18 protein-coding genes are annotated in these 16374 nt (G+C 71.8%); 8 read left to right on the plus strand and 10 right to left on the minus strand.

Annotated features, from left to right (window positions below):
* Positions 1–103: 103 nt before the first annotated feature.
* The 7 genes from D1J51_RS00545 to coaA all read right to left on the minus strand — a co-directional run bounded on the left by D1J51_RS00545 (position 104) and on the right by coaA (position 7145).
* Positions 104–766 (minus strand): response regulator transcription factor, encoded by a 663-nt coding sequence (locus D1J51_RS00545; RefSeq protein ID WP_119073232.1) that lies wholly within the window; start codon positions 764–766, stop codon positions 104–106.
* The gene (locus D1J51_RS00550; protein WP_119073233.1) at positions 763–2265 is read right to left on the minus strand and encodes a sensor histidine kinase; all 1503 of its coding nucleotides are present in this window, start codon (positions 2263–2265) and stop codon (positions 763–765) included. Before D1J51_RS00550 ends, D1J51_RS00545 begins: the two co-directional genes overlap by 4 nt.
* 181 nt (positions 2266–2446) lie before the next feature.
* Entirely contained in the window at positions 2447–2668 is a 222-nt protein-coding gene (locus tag D1J51_RS00555) for a helix-turn-helix transcriptional regulator (RefSeq protein WP_119073234.1), read from the minus strand.
* A gap of 6 nt (positions 2669–2674) precedes the next feature.
* Positions 2675–3598 (minus strand): ABC transporter permease, encoded by a 924-nt coding sequence (locus D1J51_RS00560; RefSeq protein ID WP_119073235.1) that lies wholly within the window; start codon positions 3596–3598, stop codon positions 2675–2677.
* On the minus strand, positions 3595–4494 hold the full coding sequence (locus D1J51_RS00565; protein WP_240422725.1) for an ABC transporter ATP-binding protein: 900 nt from the start codon (positions 4492–4494) through the stop codon (positions 3595–3597). Before D1J51_RS00565 ends, D1J51_RS00560 begins: the two co-directional genes overlap by 4 nt.
* A gap of 445 nt (positions 4495–4939) precedes the next feature.
* Positions 4940–6115, minus strand: coding sequence for a coiled-coil domain-containing protein (locus D1J51_RS00570; protein WP_162903589.1), 1176 nt, complete (start codon positions 6113–6115; stop codon positions 4940–4942).
* Positions 6116–6125: 10 nt separating this feature from the next.
* On the minus strand, positions 6126–7145 hold the full coding sequence (gene coaA, locus D1J51_RS00575; RefSeq protein ID WP_119073237.1) for a type I pantothenate kinase: 1020 nt from the start codon (positions 7143–7145) through the stop codon (positions 6126–6128).
* Between the two features lie 32 nt (positions 7146–7177).
* Here coaA and glmS point away from each other — a divergent pair, with 32 nt between their 5' ends.
* From glmS to D1J51_RS00615, 8 genes are all read left to right on the plus strand, one after another.
* Entirely contained in the window at positions 7178–9028 is a 1851-nt protein-coding gene (gene glmS / locus D1J51_RS00580) for a glutamine--fructose-6-phosphate transaminase (isomerizing) (protein WP_119073238.1), read from the plus strand.
* A gap of 11 nt (positions 9029–9039) precedes the next feature.
* Positions 9040–9474, plus strand: coding sequence for a holo-ACP synthase (locus D1J51_RS00585; RefSeq protein WP_119073239.1), 435 nt, complete (start codon positions 9040–9042; stop codon positions 9472–9474).
* Entirely contained in the window at positions 9471–10616 is a 1146-nt protein-coding gene (gene alr, locus D1J51_RS00590; RefSeq protein ID WP_119073240.1) for an alanine racemase, read from the plus strand. Before D1J51_RS00585 ends, alr begins: the two co-directional genes overlap by 4 nt.
* Positions 10617–10660: 44 nt before the next feature.
* Positions 10661–11125: a tRNA (adenosine(37)-N6)-threonylcarbamoyltransferase complex ATPase subunit type 1 TsaE gene (gene tsaE / locus D1J51_RS00595; protein WP_119073530.1), complete on the plus strand. Its 465-nt coding sequence runs from the start codon at positions 10661–10663 to the stop codon at positions 11123–11125.
* Complete coding sequence (tsaB, locus tag D1J51_RS00600) at positions 11122–11766, plus strand: tRNA (adenosine(37)-N6)-threonylcarbamoyltransferase complex dimerization subunit type 1 TsaB (RefSeq protein ID WP_240422727.1); 645 nt, start codon at positions 11122–11124, stop codon at positions 11764–11766. Before tsaE ends, tsaB begins: the two co-directional genes overlap by 4 nt.
* On the plus strand, positions 11763–12260 hold the full coding sequence (gene rimI / locus D1J51_RS00605; protein ID WP_240422729.1) for a ribosomal protein S18-alanine N-acetyltransferase: 498 nt from the start codon (positions 11763–11765) through the stop codon (positions 12258–12260). Before tsaB ends, rimI begins: the two co-directional genes overlap by 4 nt.
* Positions 12257–13339, plus strand: a complete 1083-nt coding sequence (tsaD, locus tag D1J51_RS00610) for a tRNA (adenosine(37)-N6)-threonylcarbamoyltransferase complex transferase subunit TsaD (RefSeq protein WP_119073241.1) — start codon at positions 12257–12259, stop codon at positions 13337–13339. The genes rimI and tsaD overlap by 4 nt, the downstream gene beginning before the upstream one ends.
* A 116-nt stretch (positions 13340–13455) precedes the next feature.
* Positions 13456–13863, plus strand: coding sequence for a DUF4190 domain-containing protein (locus tag D1J51_RS00615; RefSeq protein ID WP_119073242.1), 408 nt, complete (start codon positions 13456–13458; stop codon positions 13861–13863).
* 72 nt (positions 13864–13935) lie between these two features.
* On the opposite strand, the gene D1J51_RS00620 is transcribed toward D1J51_RS00615, so the two are convergent.
* From D1J51_RS00620 to D1J51_RS00635, 3 genes are all read right to left on the minus strand, one after another.
* Complete coding sequence (locus D1J51_RS00620; protein ID WP_162903615.1) at positions 13936–15102, minus strand: THUMP-like domain-containing protein; 1167 nt, start codon at positions 15100–15102, stop codon at positions 13936–13938.
* Positions 15103–15197: 95 nt separating this feature from the next.
* A complete protein-coding gene (locus D1J51_RS17745; protein ID WP_162903590.1) occupies positions 15198–15713 on the minus strand; it encodes a DUF4190 domain-containing protein in 516 nt (171 codons plus the stop codon).
* Positions 15714–15759: 46 nt separating this feature from the next.
* Positions 15760–16263, minus strand: a complete 504-nt coding sequence (locus tag D1J51_RS00635) for a DUF4190 domain-containing protein (protein WP_119073244.1) — start codon at positions 16261–16263, stop codon at positions 15760–15762.
* Positions 16264–16374: the final 111 nt, after the last annotated feature.

Consider the following 16374-nt stretch of genomic DNA (forward strand, 5'->3'; position numbering starts at 1 on the left):
CACGGCGTGCGACCTCACAGAGGAAACGATTCCAGTCGGCGAGGAAACTGCGGTGAGGCCTGGATGAGAGCACTCTCATCCAGGCGGACGCGGCATCCGGTGCTCAGCCCGCCAACCGGTATCCCACGCCGCGCACGGTCTCGATGCGCTCCTCGCCGAGCTTGCCGCGCAGGTAGCGCACGTAGACGTCGACGATGTTCGAGCCGGGGTCGAAACCGTAACCCCACACGCTGTTGAGGAGCTGCTCCCTGCTGAGCACCTGGTCGGGGTGGCGGAGGAACTCCTCGGCCAGCGCGTACTCCCTGGCGGAGAGGTCGACCTCCCTGCCGTCCACGCGGGCGCGGCGGGTGCGCACATCGAGGCTGACGCCGCCGAACGACGGTGTCGCCGTCTCCTGCGGTCGGGCGGAATCCCGCAGGCGCGCTCGCACCCGGGCCAGGAGCTCTTCGAAGCGGAACGGCTTGACCAGGTAGTCGTCGGCGCCGCCGTCGAGCCCTCGAACGGTGTCCTCCAGCGACCCCTGCGCGGTGAGCATGATCACCGCAACGCCGTCGCCCGTGCCGCGCAGCACCTCCAGCACCTCGAACCCGTTCATCCCGGGAAGGCCCACGTCGAGGATCACGAGATCGAAATCGGACGCCTGAAGGGCGGCCAGCGCGTCTTCTCCGCTGCCGGTGATGTCGACGGCGTGGCCGGCCGCACGCAGGCCCTTGCCCACGAAGGTCGCGATGCGCTCCTCGTCCTCGACGATCAGGATCCTGCTCATGTCGACTCTCCATCCGTGTCTTCGTCGTCGCCCGCCTCTTCGGGGGCGGGGGCGGTCCGTCGTGGCAGGACCATCGTGAAGGTCGAGCCCCGGCCCTCGGCGCTGTCGAGCTCGATGCGTCCGCCGTGCGCGCTCACGAGCGCCTGCACGATGGAGAGCCCGAGGCCCGACCCGGCGGTTCCGCGGCTCGTCTCGGCGCGCCCGAAACGCTCGAAGATCCGCTTCTGCGCGGCCTCCGGGATTCCGGGACCGGAGTCTGCGACCCAGCAGCGCAGCTCCTCCGCAGCGACGGCGCTGCCGATCTCGATGTCCGTGCCGGTCGGGGCGTACTTCGCCGCGTTGTCGGCCAGCTGCAGCCACGCCTGCGTGATCTGCGACGGGTCGATCGCGGCTTCGGCGTCGGCGATGTCCCCGAGCCGCCAGCGGTGCTCGCCGATGACACGCACCTTCTCGAAGACGTCGCGGGTGAGGTGCCCGATGTCGACCGTGCGCGGGCGGTGCGCGGCGCGGCGCTCGGCGTCGGCGAGGTGGGCGATCTGGGCGATGAGGCCGGCCATCCGGTCCAGCTCGTCCATGATCACCGCGCGAGTCTGGGCGACATCGGCGGAGTCCTCCGGATCGGTGAGCTCGAGGTGACCCCGGATGATCGTGATCGGCGTAGCCAGCTCATGGCGGACGTCGTTGAGGACGCGGCGCTGGCCGACGAAAGACTCCTCCAGCCGGGCGATCATGGCGTTGATGGTCTCGGTCAGCTCGGAGACGTCGTCGTTGCCGGTGACCGGGATGCGCTCGTCGAGGTCGCCGGCGGTGATGCGCGCGGCGGTGCGGCGCAGATCGCGAAGCGGATGCAGCAGCCTGCCGGAGACGAACCACGCGACCAGGGCGACCACGAGCACGACGGCCGATGCGACCCACGCGTATGCCGTCGCCGTCGAACGGAGGTCGTCCAGGCGCGCGGGCACATCGATCGCCGAGACGTACACGCCGGTCGATGAGGAGCCGTCCACCGCGATCGGCACCGCGAGGTAGCGGATCTCCCGACCGTGCACGGTCGCCGTGTCCAGCACGGTCGCACCGTCGGCGGTGGCCGCTTCCACCTCCCTGAGGAGGTCGCGGGAGTCGAGCTGCAGCGGCGTCGCGAACCCGGGAATGTACCGCGCCGTACCGTCGACGATGCCCAGCGTTCCGCCTCCGACCGGGGGGACGATGGTCCGCACGGCCTCGTACACGATCTCCTCCGTCGTGCCGAACGAGGTCGCCTCAGTGGTCGTCGCCTCCGGTCCGCTCGCATCGGGTGAGGCGGCATCCGTGCCGAGCACCAGCGCACGGACGGCGGAGTACTCCTGACGCAGCTCTTCGTCGATCGCGGCCATCACCCATCCGCGCTGCAGCAGGAGCGCGATCCCGCCGGCTGCGGTCAGGCCGAGCACGGTGACCGTGAGAATCGCCGCGAGGATGCGCACTCGCACCGAATAGGTGCGCCGTCGCCCGACCGGCATCCGATCTCCTCACCTCGCGCTGCGCGCCCGATTCTCGCGCTGCTTCAGCCTAGCGAGCGGGAGAAGCGCGTCCGGGATCGCGCAGAGGTCGATCATGAGAATAACCTGAATGGCTGTGCGTCTGCCGACCCCCTCTGCCGACCCCGCCGTCGCGGATCGCGCGAGAGCTCGACGCGTTCGCTCAGACGATCCGGGGGAACTCCCGCGTTGAGAAGACCGTCTCGACGGGCACCTCGAAGTACTCGGCGATCCTGAGCGCCAGGTAGAGGCTCGGGCTGAACTCGCCCCGCTCGAGGTAGCCGATCGTCTGGTAGTGCACGCCGAGCGCGTCGGCGAGTTCGCGGCGCGACACCCTGCGCTCGGCGCGCAGCACCGCGATGCGGTTGTGAACGGTCTCTGACACTCGGCGCTACACTCCCCACTGCCGCTGGATGTCCCGCCGCCGCGCGGCCATCGCGGATCCGGACTCGCGTCGCGCCATGCGGCCGAGGAGCTTCGGGGCGAGCGAGAGGCCCACCACGGCCCAGGCCACCAGCACGGCGAACACCCATTCGACGCGCCAGGATCCCGCGATTTCCACGGCTGCCATCGTATCGGGCAGCAGCGAGGCCCGCATGCCGAGCCCCAACCAGTAGAGCGGGAACGCCTGCGCGATCCACTGCACCCAGACGGGCAGCGCGACGAGCGGGTAGAAGATGCCCGAGATGCCGATGAGGATCATGAGCGGCATCATCACGACGCCCAGGCTCTTGGGGCTGTTGATGAGGGCGCCGAGCACGGCGCCGATCGACAGGGTGGCGACGAGGCCGAGCAGCAGCACGCCGGTGAAGAGCAGCCAGCGGCCCGGCGTGCCGAACTCCAGCTCGGGGAATATCGCGAGGCCGGCGACGAGGATCAGGATCGCCCCGACGATCGACATGATCGCGTTCGCGGTGATCTCGCCGACCAGGTATCCGGTGGTGCCTCCCGGCACCGACTTCGAGCGCAGCAGCGTGCCGTTGGTGCGGTCCATCGCCAGCAGCGAGGTGATGCCCATGACCGCGCCGAACAGCGTGCTCATGGCGATGATGCTCGGCAGGCTCATGGCGCCCATGCCGACCGCCGCACCGTCGAAGTTGCCCCGCTGCATGAACAGGAGCACCGCGATGAAGACGGCGATGGGGATGAGGGTGCCGAGGATCTCGGAGGGGGTGGTGAGCATGATCCGCGTCGAGATCAGACCGCGGCGCAGGCCGGTGCGGTAGGCGTTCGCCTTCGGGCTCGTCCGCGCCACGCGGCGCCGCACCCCGGCGGCGTCGGTCGCGCTCGCGGCGCGTCGTGCTCGGTCGCTCATCGTGAGACCTCCTCGAACTCGGCGGCTTCGACGTCCTCGCCCGCCTCGAACTGGGCGACGATCGACAGATAGGCGTCTTCGAGGGTGGAGCGCTGGATCTCGAGCTCGGCGACCTCCTCCTGCCGGGCGAGCAGCTCGCGGGCGAAGGCGGTGGCGTCTTCGGTGGCGTGGACGTGGCGCTGCCCGCCCTGCATCCAGCGCACCTCGGCGGTGCTCGACACCGCCCGGGTCAGCTCGAGGGGGGAGCCGTTCGCGATGATGCGCCCTCCCGCGAGGATCACGATCCGGCTCGCCAGCTTCTCGGCCTCGGCGAGGTCGTGGGTCGTGAGCAGGATCGTCACCCCCTCGAGGTCGCCGAGCCGGTGCACGAGCTCGTGGAAGTCGCGCCGGGCGCGGGGGTCGAAGCCCGTGGTCGGCTCGTCGAGGAAGAGCAGCGAGGGGCGGCCGACGACGCCGAGCGCGACGTCGAGGCGGCGGCGCTGCCCGCCCGAGAGCGTCTGCAGCTTCTGGCCCGCCTGGCCGGTCAGCCCGACGAGCTCGAGCAGCTCGTCGACGGGCCAGGGGTCGACGTAGGGGCGGTAGTAGTCGGAGATGTGCGCGAGCAGCTGACGCACCCTCCACTTGGCATGGTCGCCGGAGTTCTGCAGCACCACCCCGATCTGGGATCGCCAGCCGTCGTCGCCGTGGGCGGGGTCGACGCCGAGCACGGAGACGGCGCCGGCTGACGGCACGCGGTATCCCTCGAGGATCTCGACGGTCGTGCTCTTGCCCGCGCCGTTCGGCCCCAGCATGGCGACCACCTCGTCGGCGTGGACCGTGAGGTCCAGTCCGTCGAGCACCTGCTTGTCGCCGTAGCGCATCCGCAGGTCCGAGACGGAGATCACGGGATCGTCCACGGTCCCCTCCTATCGTGTCGCATATCATCGTATTTATGTAGCACACATACTACATATCGGAGCAGGGGTGATCAAGCTCCGGACGTCGCGGCGACCCAGCGCGCTCACGCCGAAGAGGACAAGGATCGCCGCGCCCATGACGATCCAACCTGGTTCGCCGAGCACGGTCGCGAGCGCGGGATCCGCCTCGGGCGACATCGAGAACAGCGTGAAGGGACGTCCAGGACGCCGCGCCGGCCCCGCTCCTCGCCGAACGCGGCGAGTACGGGCTCTTCCGGGACCTCCGCCGGGTGGTCCCTCGTCGTCCATGCGTCCGGGTTTCCGTGGTCCGGCGCACCGCGGCCCCTCCCCGCGACGACGGATCCCCGACGTGCGGCCTCCCGCGGAAGGGAGGCCCGAGCTACCCGGGCCGGCGGGTGCCGGCCCGGCGTGGGGAGGGACCGGATCAGTACCAGCGCGGGTAGCGCGACTGCCAGGCGTTCCAAGCGGTGCAGGGCGTGCCGTAGGCCGCTTGGATGTACGCGAGGCCCCAGTCGACCTGCGTGGCCCCGTTCGTGCGCCAGTCGGATCCGGCGGCCGCCATCTTCTCGGCGGGGAGCGACTGCGGGATGCCGTACGCCCCGCTCGACGGGTTCAGCGCATCGGCGCGCCAGCCCGACTCTCCGTTCCAGAGCGGCACCAGACAGCCGAACTGGTCGTCTCCCCAGCCGTAGGCCCTCATCGCCTGGCGTGCGTAGGCCTGCGCTCCGGCGGGGTCCACGATCACCCCGGGATCCTGCCCTCCCGGCGGCCCGGCGCCGCCGCCCGGCTGGGAGGGGGGAGTCTCCTCCGCGGCGCGCTCCCGCTCCCGCTCCTGCTGGCGGAGCTCCTCCGCGACCCGCAGCCCGAGCTGGTAGCGCCGCTCGACGTCTGAGGTGGTGTCGCGGAGCGAGGCTAGCTGCGCATACACGGTGTCGCTGCGGTCGGCGGCCGCGCTCGCGGCGGCCTTGGCGCGCTGCGACACCTGCTCGGCCTCTTGCCTCGCGGCGCCAGCCTGCTCGGCGAGGTCCTCCCGCTCCTGCCTGGCCGCGGACGCCTGATCCTCGAGAGACGAGACGGCGTTCACCTCCTCTTTCGCCCGCTCGACGAGGGCGTTCCACGTGCCGGTCACCTGGGTGGCCGCGCCGAGCTTCGCCATGAACTCCTCGGGATCCTGCGACGAGGCGAGTTCGCCGTACCGGGCGAGGCCGGTTCCGTCGCGATAGAGCCAGGCGACGGTGCGACCCAGCGCGTCGCTGTTCCCGGCGAGCGACTCCCGCGCCCGCGCCAGCCGCGCAGCGAGCTGCTCCTCCATCGCGACGGCATCGGTCAGGGCGGTGTCGGCCTGACGCGCGGCTTCGGCCCGCTCGATCGCGGTGACGGAGGCCTCTGCCGCCTCCGCCTGCGCCCGCTGGAGCGCCCCCTGCAACCTCTCGTACTCGGCCCGCGAAGCCTGCTCCGAGCTCTTCGCGGCCTCAACTTCCTCCCAGGTCGGATAGCCGGGAGCGACCTCGTTCTCCGGAGCGGCCGCGCCGGGCGACGCCCAGACCAGGAGGAGCGCCGCGGACAGGACCGCGATCGCGATACGGCGTGGAGTCGACACGAGAGCCACCCTACAGCTTGCGCAGCAGCACCTTCTGCACCCGGTGATCCGCCTCCTTGCGCAGCACCAGCGTGGCCCTGGCCCGGGTGGGCCGGATGTTCTCGATGAGGTTGGGTTCGTTGATGTTCGCCCAGTACTCGTCGGCGAGCGCCGCGGCGACCTCGTCGTCGAGCGTGGCGAACCGGCGGAAATAGGAGTCGGGGTTGGAGAACGCGCTCTCGCGGAGATGCAGGAAGCGGTTGCGGTACCACTGCTGGATGTCGGACGTGCGGGCGTCGACGTACAGCGAGAAGTCGAAGAGATCGCTGACGGCCAGCGGGTGCTGCATCGACGGCGGCTGCAGCACGTTGAGCCCCTCGACGATGAGGATGTCGGGCTGTCGCACGACCGTGAACTCGCCCGGTACGATGTCGTAGACCAGGTGGCTGTAGTGGGGCGCGCACACCTCGTCGACGCCGGCCTTCACCTGGGACACGAAGCGCAGCAGGGCGCGACGGTCGTACGATTCGGGGAAGCCCTTGCGCGCGGAGATGCCTCGGCGGTGCAGCTCGGCGTTGGGGTAGAGGAAGCCGTCGGTCGTGACGAGTTCGACGCGCGGGGTCTCGGGCCACCTGGCGAGGAGGTCGCGGAGGATGCGGGCCACGGTCGACTTGCCGACGGCGACGGACCCCGCGATCCCGATCACGAAGGGGCTTTGGCGCTCGCCGTCGCGCTGAAGGAAGCCGCGGGTGCGCTGGTGCATCTCGCGCGCCGCGATGGCGTACTGGTTGATGAGGCGGCTGAGCGGCCGGTAGACCTCGGAGACCTCGGCCAGATCGAGCGGCTCGCCGAGGCCGCGGAACGCGTCGATCTCCTGCTCGGTGAGCGGCATGGGGGTCTCGCCCGCGAGGCGCGCCCATTCGGCGCGGTCGATCTCGGTGAAGGGGGAGGTGTACTCGGGTCGGATGAGCGCCTGCGTGTCGGTGCCGGGCACCGGGGCGCCGGCGCTCACGGGAGACGCGGGATCTGGGGCGGTGCTGTACTCGGCCATCGTTCATCCATCGTGCCACTAAACTTGGTCGCATGTGTGGAATCGTCGGATATGTCGGCCCGAATGACACGGTCGAAGGGCTCCTCAACGGGCTGCGCCGCCTGGAGTACCGAGGCTACGATTCGGCGGGCATCGCCGTGATCGATGGCGTCGACGAGATCTCCGTGCGCAAGCGCTCTGGCAAGCTGGCCCGGCTCGAGGAACTGCTCGAGGCCAACCCGGTGCAGGCCGCCGGAACGGGGATCGGGCACACCCGGTGGGCCACCCACGGAGGCCCGACCGACGCGAACGCGCACCCGCATCTGGGAGACGGCGGCAGGCTGGCGCTGATCCACAACGGCATCGTCGAGAACTTCGCCGAGCTGCGGAGCGAGCTCGAGGCCGAGGGCATCGAGCTGATCAGCGAGACCGACACCGAGGTCGTGGCGGCACTCGTGGGCCGCGAGGTGTCTCGCCTGGGAGACCTGGAGACCGCGTTCCGCTCCGTGGTCGCGCGACTCGAAGGCACCTTCACGCTGCTCGCCATGCACCGCGACGAGCCGGGCAAGGTGGTCGCAGCCCGGCACCACTCGCCGCTCGTGGTGGGGCTCGGCGAGGGTGAGAACTTCCTCGGATCAGACGTCGCCGCCTTCGTGTCGTCGACGCGGCGCGCGGTCGCGGTCGACGAGGACAACATCGCGATCATCACCCCCGACGAGGTGCGCATCACCGATTTCGCGGGCGAACCGGTCGAGTTCACCGAGTACGAGGTGGAGTGGGACGCGGAGGCCGCCGACAAGGGCGGCTGGTCCTCGTTCATGGCGAAGGAGATCAACGACCAGCCCGACGCTGTGGAGAACACGGTGCGGGGCCGGGTGACGGGCGGCGGCGTGGACATCCCCGAGCTCTCGGCCCTCGGAGACGACCGCGTCGGCGGCATCGACCGCATCGTCATCATCGCGTGCGGCACGGCCTCGTACGCCGGCCAGGTGGGGGCCTACGCGATCGAGCAGTGGGCCCGCATCCCGGTCGAGGTGCAGCTCAGCCACGAGTTCCGCTACCGGGATCCCGTGCTCTCCGACCGCACGATGGTCATCTCCGTCAGCCAGTCTGGCGAGACCATGGACACGCTCATGGCCGTGAAGTACGCGAGCGAGCGCGGCGTGACCACGGTGTCGGTGTGCAACACGCAGAGCGCCACGATCCCGCGGGAATCCGACGCGGTGGTCTACACGCACGCGGGCCCGGAGGTGGCGGTGGCCTCGACCAAGGCGTTCGTCGCCCAGGTCACGGCGCTCTACCTGATCGGCCTGCACCTGGGCCGCGTGCGCGGCACGCTGTCGGCCGAGGACTCGGCCGAGGCCGTCGCGCAGTTCGGGGCGCTGCCCGAGAAGGTGCGCGAGGCCGTGGACACCCACGATCAGATCGCGCAGCTCGCGCACTGGATGGCCGACACGCGCTCCGTGCTGTTCCTCGGGCGCCACGTGGGCTACCCGATCGCGCTCGAGGGCGCGCTCAAGCTCAAGGAGATCGCCTACATCCACGCCGAGGGCTTCGCCGCAGGCGAGCTCAAGCACGGCCCCATCGCCCTGATCGACCACGGCCAGCCCGTGTTCGTGCTCGTGCCGAGCCCCCGCACCTCGCCGCTCATGCACTCGAAGGTCGTCTCCAACATCCAGGAGATCCGGGCGCGCGGCGCGCGGGTCATCGCGGTCGTGGAGAAGGGCGACACCGCGGTGCTGCCCTACGCCGACGACGTCATCCGCCTACCGCTCGCCGACGCCTTCTTCGAGCCCCTGCTGCAGGTGATCCCCCTGCAGTGGTTCGCGCTCGAGCTGTCGACGGCGAAGGGCCTCGACGTCGACCAGCCGCGCAACCTCGCCAAGTCGGTCACGGTGGAGTGACCCGCCCCCGCATGATCATCGGGATCGGCGTCGACACCGTCGACATCGCGCGTCTCGAGCGGCAGCTCGGGCGCACCCCGGCGCTGCGCGGGCGACTGTTCACCCCCGCCGAGGCGGCACTGCCGACGGGGTCGCTCGCCGCCCGCTTCGCGGCGAAGGAGGCGCTCATCAAAGCGCTCGGAGGTTCGGCGGGGCTGCGCTGGCACGACCTCGAGGTGGTGCGGGATGCGGATCGAGCGCCCTCGTTCGCGGCGACGCCTGGTCTCTCCGCCGCGCTGGCCGCCCGCGGCGCGGATCGGGCGCACCTCTCGATGACGCACGACGGCGGGCTCGCGACCGCGTTCGTGATCGTGGAGTCGCTCGGCGGATCGGCGCCTCGGTCTTCGGAGGCGCGCGGTACGCTCGCAGCGGAGGCGGCAACGCGGACGGGAACGGGGCAGGCATGAGGACAGGATCGATGCGGGTGGCCGAGATCTCGCTGCCGGCGATCAGGCACAACGTGGCGCGCGTGCGCGAGCTCACGGGGGGTGCCGTGATCGTGGTGGTGAAGGCGGACGGCTACGGCCACGGCGCCGTGATCTCGGCCGAGGCTGCGCTCGCCGGCGGTGCGTCGATGGTGGCCACCGCCGACCTCGAGGAGGCGCTCGCGCTTCGCGATGCGGGTATCGAGGCGCCCATCCTCTGCTGGCTGCACGGCGTGCACGCCGACTTCGGTCAGGCTGTGGCCGCCGACATCGAGATCGGCGTCAGCCACATGCGGCAGCTGGAGGCGCTCGCCGATGCCGCGGAGCGCTCGGGCCGGACCGCGTCGATGCAGTTCAAGATCGACACGGGGCTCAGCCGCAACGGCGCGGCGCCCGAGGAGTGGGAGGCGCTCTTCGAGCGCGCGGCGGCGCTGCAGCGGGCCGGGGCCGTGCGGGTGCGCGGCATCTTCAGCCACCTGGCGAACGCGGGTGACGAGTACGATCGGGCTCAGGCCGCGCGCTTCGACGAGGCGGTCGAGATGCTCCGCTCGGCGGGCGTGGAACCCGAGATGATCCACCTGGCGGCCAGCGCGGCGACCTTCTCCTCGCCGCACCTGCACTACAACACCGTGCGCGTTGGGGTCGTCGCCTACGGGCTCAGCCCCTTCGCCGATAAGACGTCGGCCCAGCTCGGGCTCGTCCCGGCCATGACCCTGCGCTCGGAGGTCGTCGCGCTGCGGGGCGTGCCCGCGGGAACCGGGGTCTCCTACGGCTTCAATCACGTCTGCGAGACGGCGACCACGCTCGCGCTGGTGCCGATGGGCTACGCCGACGGCATGCCGCGCGCGCTCAACGGCGCCGGCGCCTGGGTCACGGTCGCGGGCGAGCACCGTCCGATCGTCGGGCGCATCGGCATGGACCAGTTCATCGTCGACGTGGGCCCGGTGGGCGGTCGCATCGACCTGGGCGAGTCCGTGGTGCTCTTCGGCGATCCCGAGCGAGGTCATCCGCCCGTCGAGATCTGGGCCGGCCTCATGCGCACGATCAACTACGAGATCGTCGCGGGCATCGGCCCGCGCGTGCTGCGCGTCCCCTCGGAGGAACCGCTGGCGGGTGCGGCGTGAGCGGTGCCGTGCCGGTGACGCTGCGGATCGCCGATCCCGACGCGATGCACGAGCTCGGCGTCAGGCTCGGGGGCCGGCTGCGCGCCGGCGATCTCGTGCTGCTGACCGGTCCGCTCGGCGCGGGCAAGACCACGCTCACGCGCGGCATCGGCGAGGGGCTCGGAGTGCGCGGTCCCGTGCAGAGCCCGACGTTCGTGCTGGCGCGCACCCATCCGTCGCTCTCGGGCGGGGCACCGCTCGTGCACGTCGACGCCTACCGGCTCGGGGGCGCCGACGAGCTCGACGACCTCGACATCGACTTCGAGGGCGCGGTGGTGGTGGCCGAGTGGGGCTCCGGCGTGGTCGATCGACCGGGATCGTGGATCGAGATCGTGATCGAGCGGCCCGTCGGAGGTCGCCTCCCGGCGGAGGGCGCGGTCGAGGCCGACTGGTCCGAGGTCGCGGTCGAGGCCCGCGTCGTGACCGTCGCCGGGCACGGTTCGCGGTGGTCCGAGGGGGTGCTGCAGTGACTCCGGAGGCGCCGGGGCTGGGCGCACACGTGCTGCTCGCGATCGACACTGCGATCGGCACCGCCGTCGCGCTCGGCGCCGCGGGGCGCGTGTACGAGGCGGTCGGCGACGATCCGCGGGGCCACGCGGAGGCGATCGGACCGCTGCTCGAAGAGGTCTTCCGCGCGAGCGGGGTGCCGCCCGAGGCGGTGACCGGCGTCGTGGCGGGGATCGGGCCCGGCCCGTTCACCGGTCTGCGGGTCGGGATCGCGGCCGCGCACGCCTTCGCGCTCGGCCGGGGCGTCCCGGTGCTTCCCCTGCACGGTCACGAGGCCGTGGCTCTGGACGCGCTCGAGGGCACGGCGCTGCCGGGAGTGCGGGTGGTGCAGGACGCGCGGCGGCGCGAGCTCTTCGTCTCCGAGTACGCGGGGCTCGACCGGGCCGGCGTTCCCGAGCGCAGCTCGGGGCCGCGCCTCGTCGCGCGGGCCGACCATGATCCCGTGCCGAACGAGGTCTGGCCCGAGCGCATCCCCGCGCCCTCGCTCGTGAGGCTGGCCGCGCGGCGCCTGGCGGCCGGGCGCAACTTCGAGCCCGACCGCGCCGTGTACCTGCGCGTCCCCGATGTGCAGCAGCCCCGCGCGCCGAAGCGGGTGTCGACGTGACCCCGACGAGCCGGCCGGCCGGGGGAGAACCGGCGTCATCGCTGTCGCTGCGCGAGGCGGGGGCGAGCGACCTCGATGCGATCTGGGCCATCGAGCGCGCCGTGTTCGGCGCTGAGGCGTGGTCGCGCGACATGATGCGCGAGGAGCTCACCGCCGACCACCGCCACTACCTCGCGCTCGTCGATCGATCCGGCGGGGTGCGGGGATACGCCGGGTTGCTCGTCGTGGGCGGCGAGGGCGACGTGCAGACCGTCGCCGTCGCCCCCGAGGCGCGCGGGGGCGGTCACGGGCGGCGGCTCATGACCGCGCTGCTCGCCGAGGCCCGGCGCCGGGGCGTGCGCGAGGTGTTTCTCGAGGTGAGGGCCGACAACCCGGTCGCGCGTCGGCTGTACGCGTCGCTGGGGTTCGGGGAGATCGGCGTGCGCCCGCGGTACTACCAGCCCGACGGCGTCGACGCCGTCGTCATGAGGCTCGAGACGGAGGGCCCACGATGAGTGCAGCCGAGCCCCTGGTGCTGGGCATCGAGACCAGCTGCGACGAGACCGGGGTCGGGATCGTGCGCGGGCGCGCGCTGCTCGCCAACGCGATCGCGTCGTCGATGGACGAGCACGCCCGCTTCGGCGGCGTGGTGCCCGAGGTGGCGGCGCGCGCGCACCTCGAGGCGATGACCCCCACGATCGAGCGGGCGCTCGCCGATGCCGGCGTGACCCTCGACGAGCTCGACGCCGTGGCCGTCACCTGCGGGCCCGGCCTGGCCGGCGCCCTCATGGTGGGCGTGGCCGCCGCCAAGGCGCTCTCGGTGTCGCTCGGCAAGCCGCTCTACGCGGTCAACCACCTCGTCGGGCACGTCGGCGCCGACATTCTGCACGGCGAGGGACTGCGCGAGGCCGTGGGGGCCGTCGGCGAACTCGAACTGCCCACCGTCGCGCTGCTGGTCTCGGGCGGGCACACCTCGCTGCTGCTGGTGCGCGACCTGGTGAGCGACGTCGAGATGCTGGGGGAGACCATCGACGACGCGGCCGGCGAGGCCTTCGACAAGGTCGCGCGCCTGCTCGGGCTGCCGTACCCCGGCGGCCCGCAGATCGACCGGGCGGCCGCTGGGGGCGATCCGGATGCGATCCGCTTCCCCAGGGGGCTCACGCTGCCCAAGGACCTCGAGCGGCACCGGTACGACTTCTCGTTCTCGGGGCTGAAGACCTCGGTGGCGCGCTGGGTCGAGAAGCGCGAGGGTGAGGGGCTGCAGGTGCCGGTGGCCGACGTGGCCGCCGGCTTCCGGGAGGCCGTCGCCGACGTGCTGATCACCAAGGCGCTCTCCGCCTGCCGCGACTTCGGCGTGCCGCGGCTGCTGCTGGGCGGCGGCGTGGTGGCGAACGCCAGGGTGCGCGAGCTGGCGCGCGAGCGCTGCGCCGCCGAGGGCGTCGAGCTGCGGGTGCCTCCGCTCTCGCTGTGCACCGACAACGGGGCCATGATCGCCTCCGTCGGCGCGCAGCTCCTCGCGGCGGGCCACGAGCCCTCCGGACTCGGCTTCGGGGCCGACTCGACGCTTCCCGTGACGCGGGTTCAACTGCGCTGACGGGCGCCTACCTCGCGCGAAACCGGCGGTTGCGGCAGACAGCGGCGCGTCCTGGCGGTTATCGTGGAGGGTGCATGTGGGGAAATTCCTCCTCCGCACTCGAACGAAGGAGCATCATGTCCGAGAATCTGCCCGAAGGCCAGTCGGCCTCGAATCCCGTTCCGCCCCCGCCGCCCGCGGCTCCCGCTGCGCCCGCGGAGCCCGCCTACGGTGCGGCTCCCGCTCAGTCGAAGGGCCTCGCGATCGCGGCGCTGGTACTCGGCATCGTCAGCCTGGTGTTCTGCTGGATCCCGGCCATCGGCATCATCGCAGGTGTGGTCGGCCTGATCCTCGGCATCATCGCCCTGAGGAAGCGGCAGTCCAAGGGCATGTCGCTCACCGGCATCATCACCGGCGCGCTCGGCATCGTGGCATCGATCATCATCCTGATCGTGTCGATCATGATCATCGGCGCGGCGATGAATCAGCTCCAGAACGATCCCTCGCTGCAGGATCAGCTGCAGCAGCTCGAAGACGCGCAGTAGGTCGCGCATCAAGCGAAGAGGGCCCCGGAGCTCGCGCTCCGGGGCCCTCGGCCGTTCCACGCTCTCACGCGCTCAGCAGCGCTCGGCCAGCAGCGCGACGTGGCGCCCGGCCGCGCGGGTGAGGAACAGCGTCGCGCTCCTCTCGCCGCTCAACCTCAGTCGTCGCCGCAGCGCGGCGGGATCCGCGTCGACCCCGCGCTTCTTGATCTCGAGCGCGCCGATGTCGCGCGAGGCGAGCGCGCGGCGCAGATCCCGCTCGCGCGCCGGCAGCTCCTCGAGCACGCGGAACGCGCTCGCGAACGGGGTCTCGACGAGACGGTCGCCGGTGAGGTAGGCGATGCCCGCGCCCGCCATCCCGGCGTCGATGCGCGCGGCGAGCGCTCCGATGAGGCGGGCCCGGATCACAGCGCCGTCGGGCTCGTAGAGGTATGCCCCGAGCCGGCGCTCGGGGGCGTCCTCGGCATCGGCGGGGGCGGTGAGCTCGTGCGCATCGGAGCCGCGCAGCACGAGCGCCGCGCGGCGGACCCCCGGGCGCGCGGTCGAGCCGAACCACAGGCCGGTCTCCACGAGCTGCCCGTCGACCGAAACCCACTGAGCCTCCGCCGTGCCCGGGATCAGCGCGCGATCGAGTCCGGGGCCGAGCTTCACCCCGGTCGGCAGGCGCTCGGCGAGGCCGAATGCGAAGCTCAGCGAGGGGGAGTAGCCGTCGGGCGACGCGATGCGCCTCGTGTCGCTGTGACCGGCCGTGCGTCGGGCCGGGTCGAGGAATGCGCCGTCGGCGCCGCCCGGCCCCAGCCGCTCCGCATCGCCGACGCGCACCCGCGGTGCATCGACGCCCAGCCGTCCGGCCAGCACGGCGAGGTTGTGCCGGGCGAACGCCGCGGTCAGCGGGTCGAGCTCGACGGGCAGGGGCGCGATCCCCGCCGTCAGCAGCGCGAGCGACTCGGCGCCGAGGCCGCACCCGAGATCGGCCACCGCGCGGCACCCGGCGCTGCGGAAGCGCCCGGCGTGCAGCGCCGCCACACGCTCGCGCGTCGCCTGCTCGAGTGCGGCGCGCGTGAACAGCAGCTCGCCGGCGAGTTCTCCGAACTTCGCGACCGCTCCGGCGCGCAGCTCCGTCTGCGTCAGCGCCGCCGCCAGCAGGGCGGGATCGAGGCCCTCGCCGCGCAGCCGGCGCGCGACCTCGTCGGCGGTGCGGCCCGACTCGCGGTGCTCGGAGATGCGCGCGAGCAGCGCCAGGCCCTCGGGCGCGGGCAGGCGCTCCCAGCCGGGTGAAGACGTCGGCGGCCCCGAGGGAAGGCCTCGAGGCCGCCGCGGCTGATCCGCCTCGGCGGTCACGAGTGCGTGCTTGAGACGGCGCCGAGACCCGCGAGACCGCCCCAGATGAAGAACCAGAAGATGACCGCGAGAAGGGAGAATCCTATGGCGATGTATCCGAGCACGAGACCCGTGATCGCCATCCCGCGGCCGCTATCGCCCCTGGCCCTGATCTGGCTCAGGCTGATGTGGCCCATGATGACGGCGGCGATCGCGAACAGGGATGTGAACAGCCAACCGAGGATGCCGATGATGCCCGCGATCATCGAGATGATGGCCAGCGCATTCGTCGGCGGGGCGACGAATGCCGGCTGCGTGTACTGCACCTGCACGTAGGCCTGCTGAGGCTGCAGCGCGTACTGCGGTACCGGGGGCTGCGGCTGCTGCGGCGCCGAGTACTGCTGCGGCGCCGAGTACTGCTGCGGCGCTGAGTATGGCTGCGGTGCCGACGGCTCGGTCAGCGGCGCCTGCGGCTGGTCCAGCGGCGACTGCGGCTCGGGGTTCTCACCCGCCGGAGGCTGATTCTGAGACACTGCGTGCTCCTTTCGCGGCACGGCCGGAGGCGCTGCTCGCCGGGTGCTAGTAGGGCCCGTAGTTCGAGCTCATCGAGCTCATCGAACCGAAGGCGCCGATCATCGCGACGATGAAGCCCACGTAGAGGATGACGAACAGCGCGATGAAGAGGAAGTACGCGTAGCTGATGATGAGGCCGGTGAGCGCGATGCCCCGTCCCGCGTCACCCGTGCGCTTGACCTGGCTGAGGCCGAGGTGCCCGAAGACGATGCCCGCGATGGGGGAGAGGAACGCGAAGATGATGGCCAGCAGGGCGTAGGTGTTGGTCTGGCCGACCGTGGTCGCGGTCGAGGGGGCCGGGTGGTTCTGAGTGCGGTACTGCGCGGCCGACTGCTGCTGCGGGTTCCCCTGCGGCGCGGACTGCTGGTACGGCGCCGCAGGGGGGGTGTAGGCCGGCTGGCCGCCCTGCGGCGAGTATCCCGGCTGCGCGATATTCTCGGGCAGTGGCGTCGTGGGCTGCGAGGAGCCCTGCGAGGAACTCGGCTGCTGGGGTGAATTCGGTGTGGACATGAGTCCTCCTCGGTACGTGAGCGGGGGGCGGCCCTGCGGGCCGTCGCCGTGCGGCTCCTCCAATTCTAGGGGCGGGGCGCCGGACCCGGCCAGGCGGGGCGCCAGATCGGG

The organism is Leucobacter sp. wl10, from assembly GCF_003569785.1.
Lineage (GTDB): Bacteria > Actinomycetota > Actinomycetes > Actinomycetales > Microbacteriaceae > Leucobacter.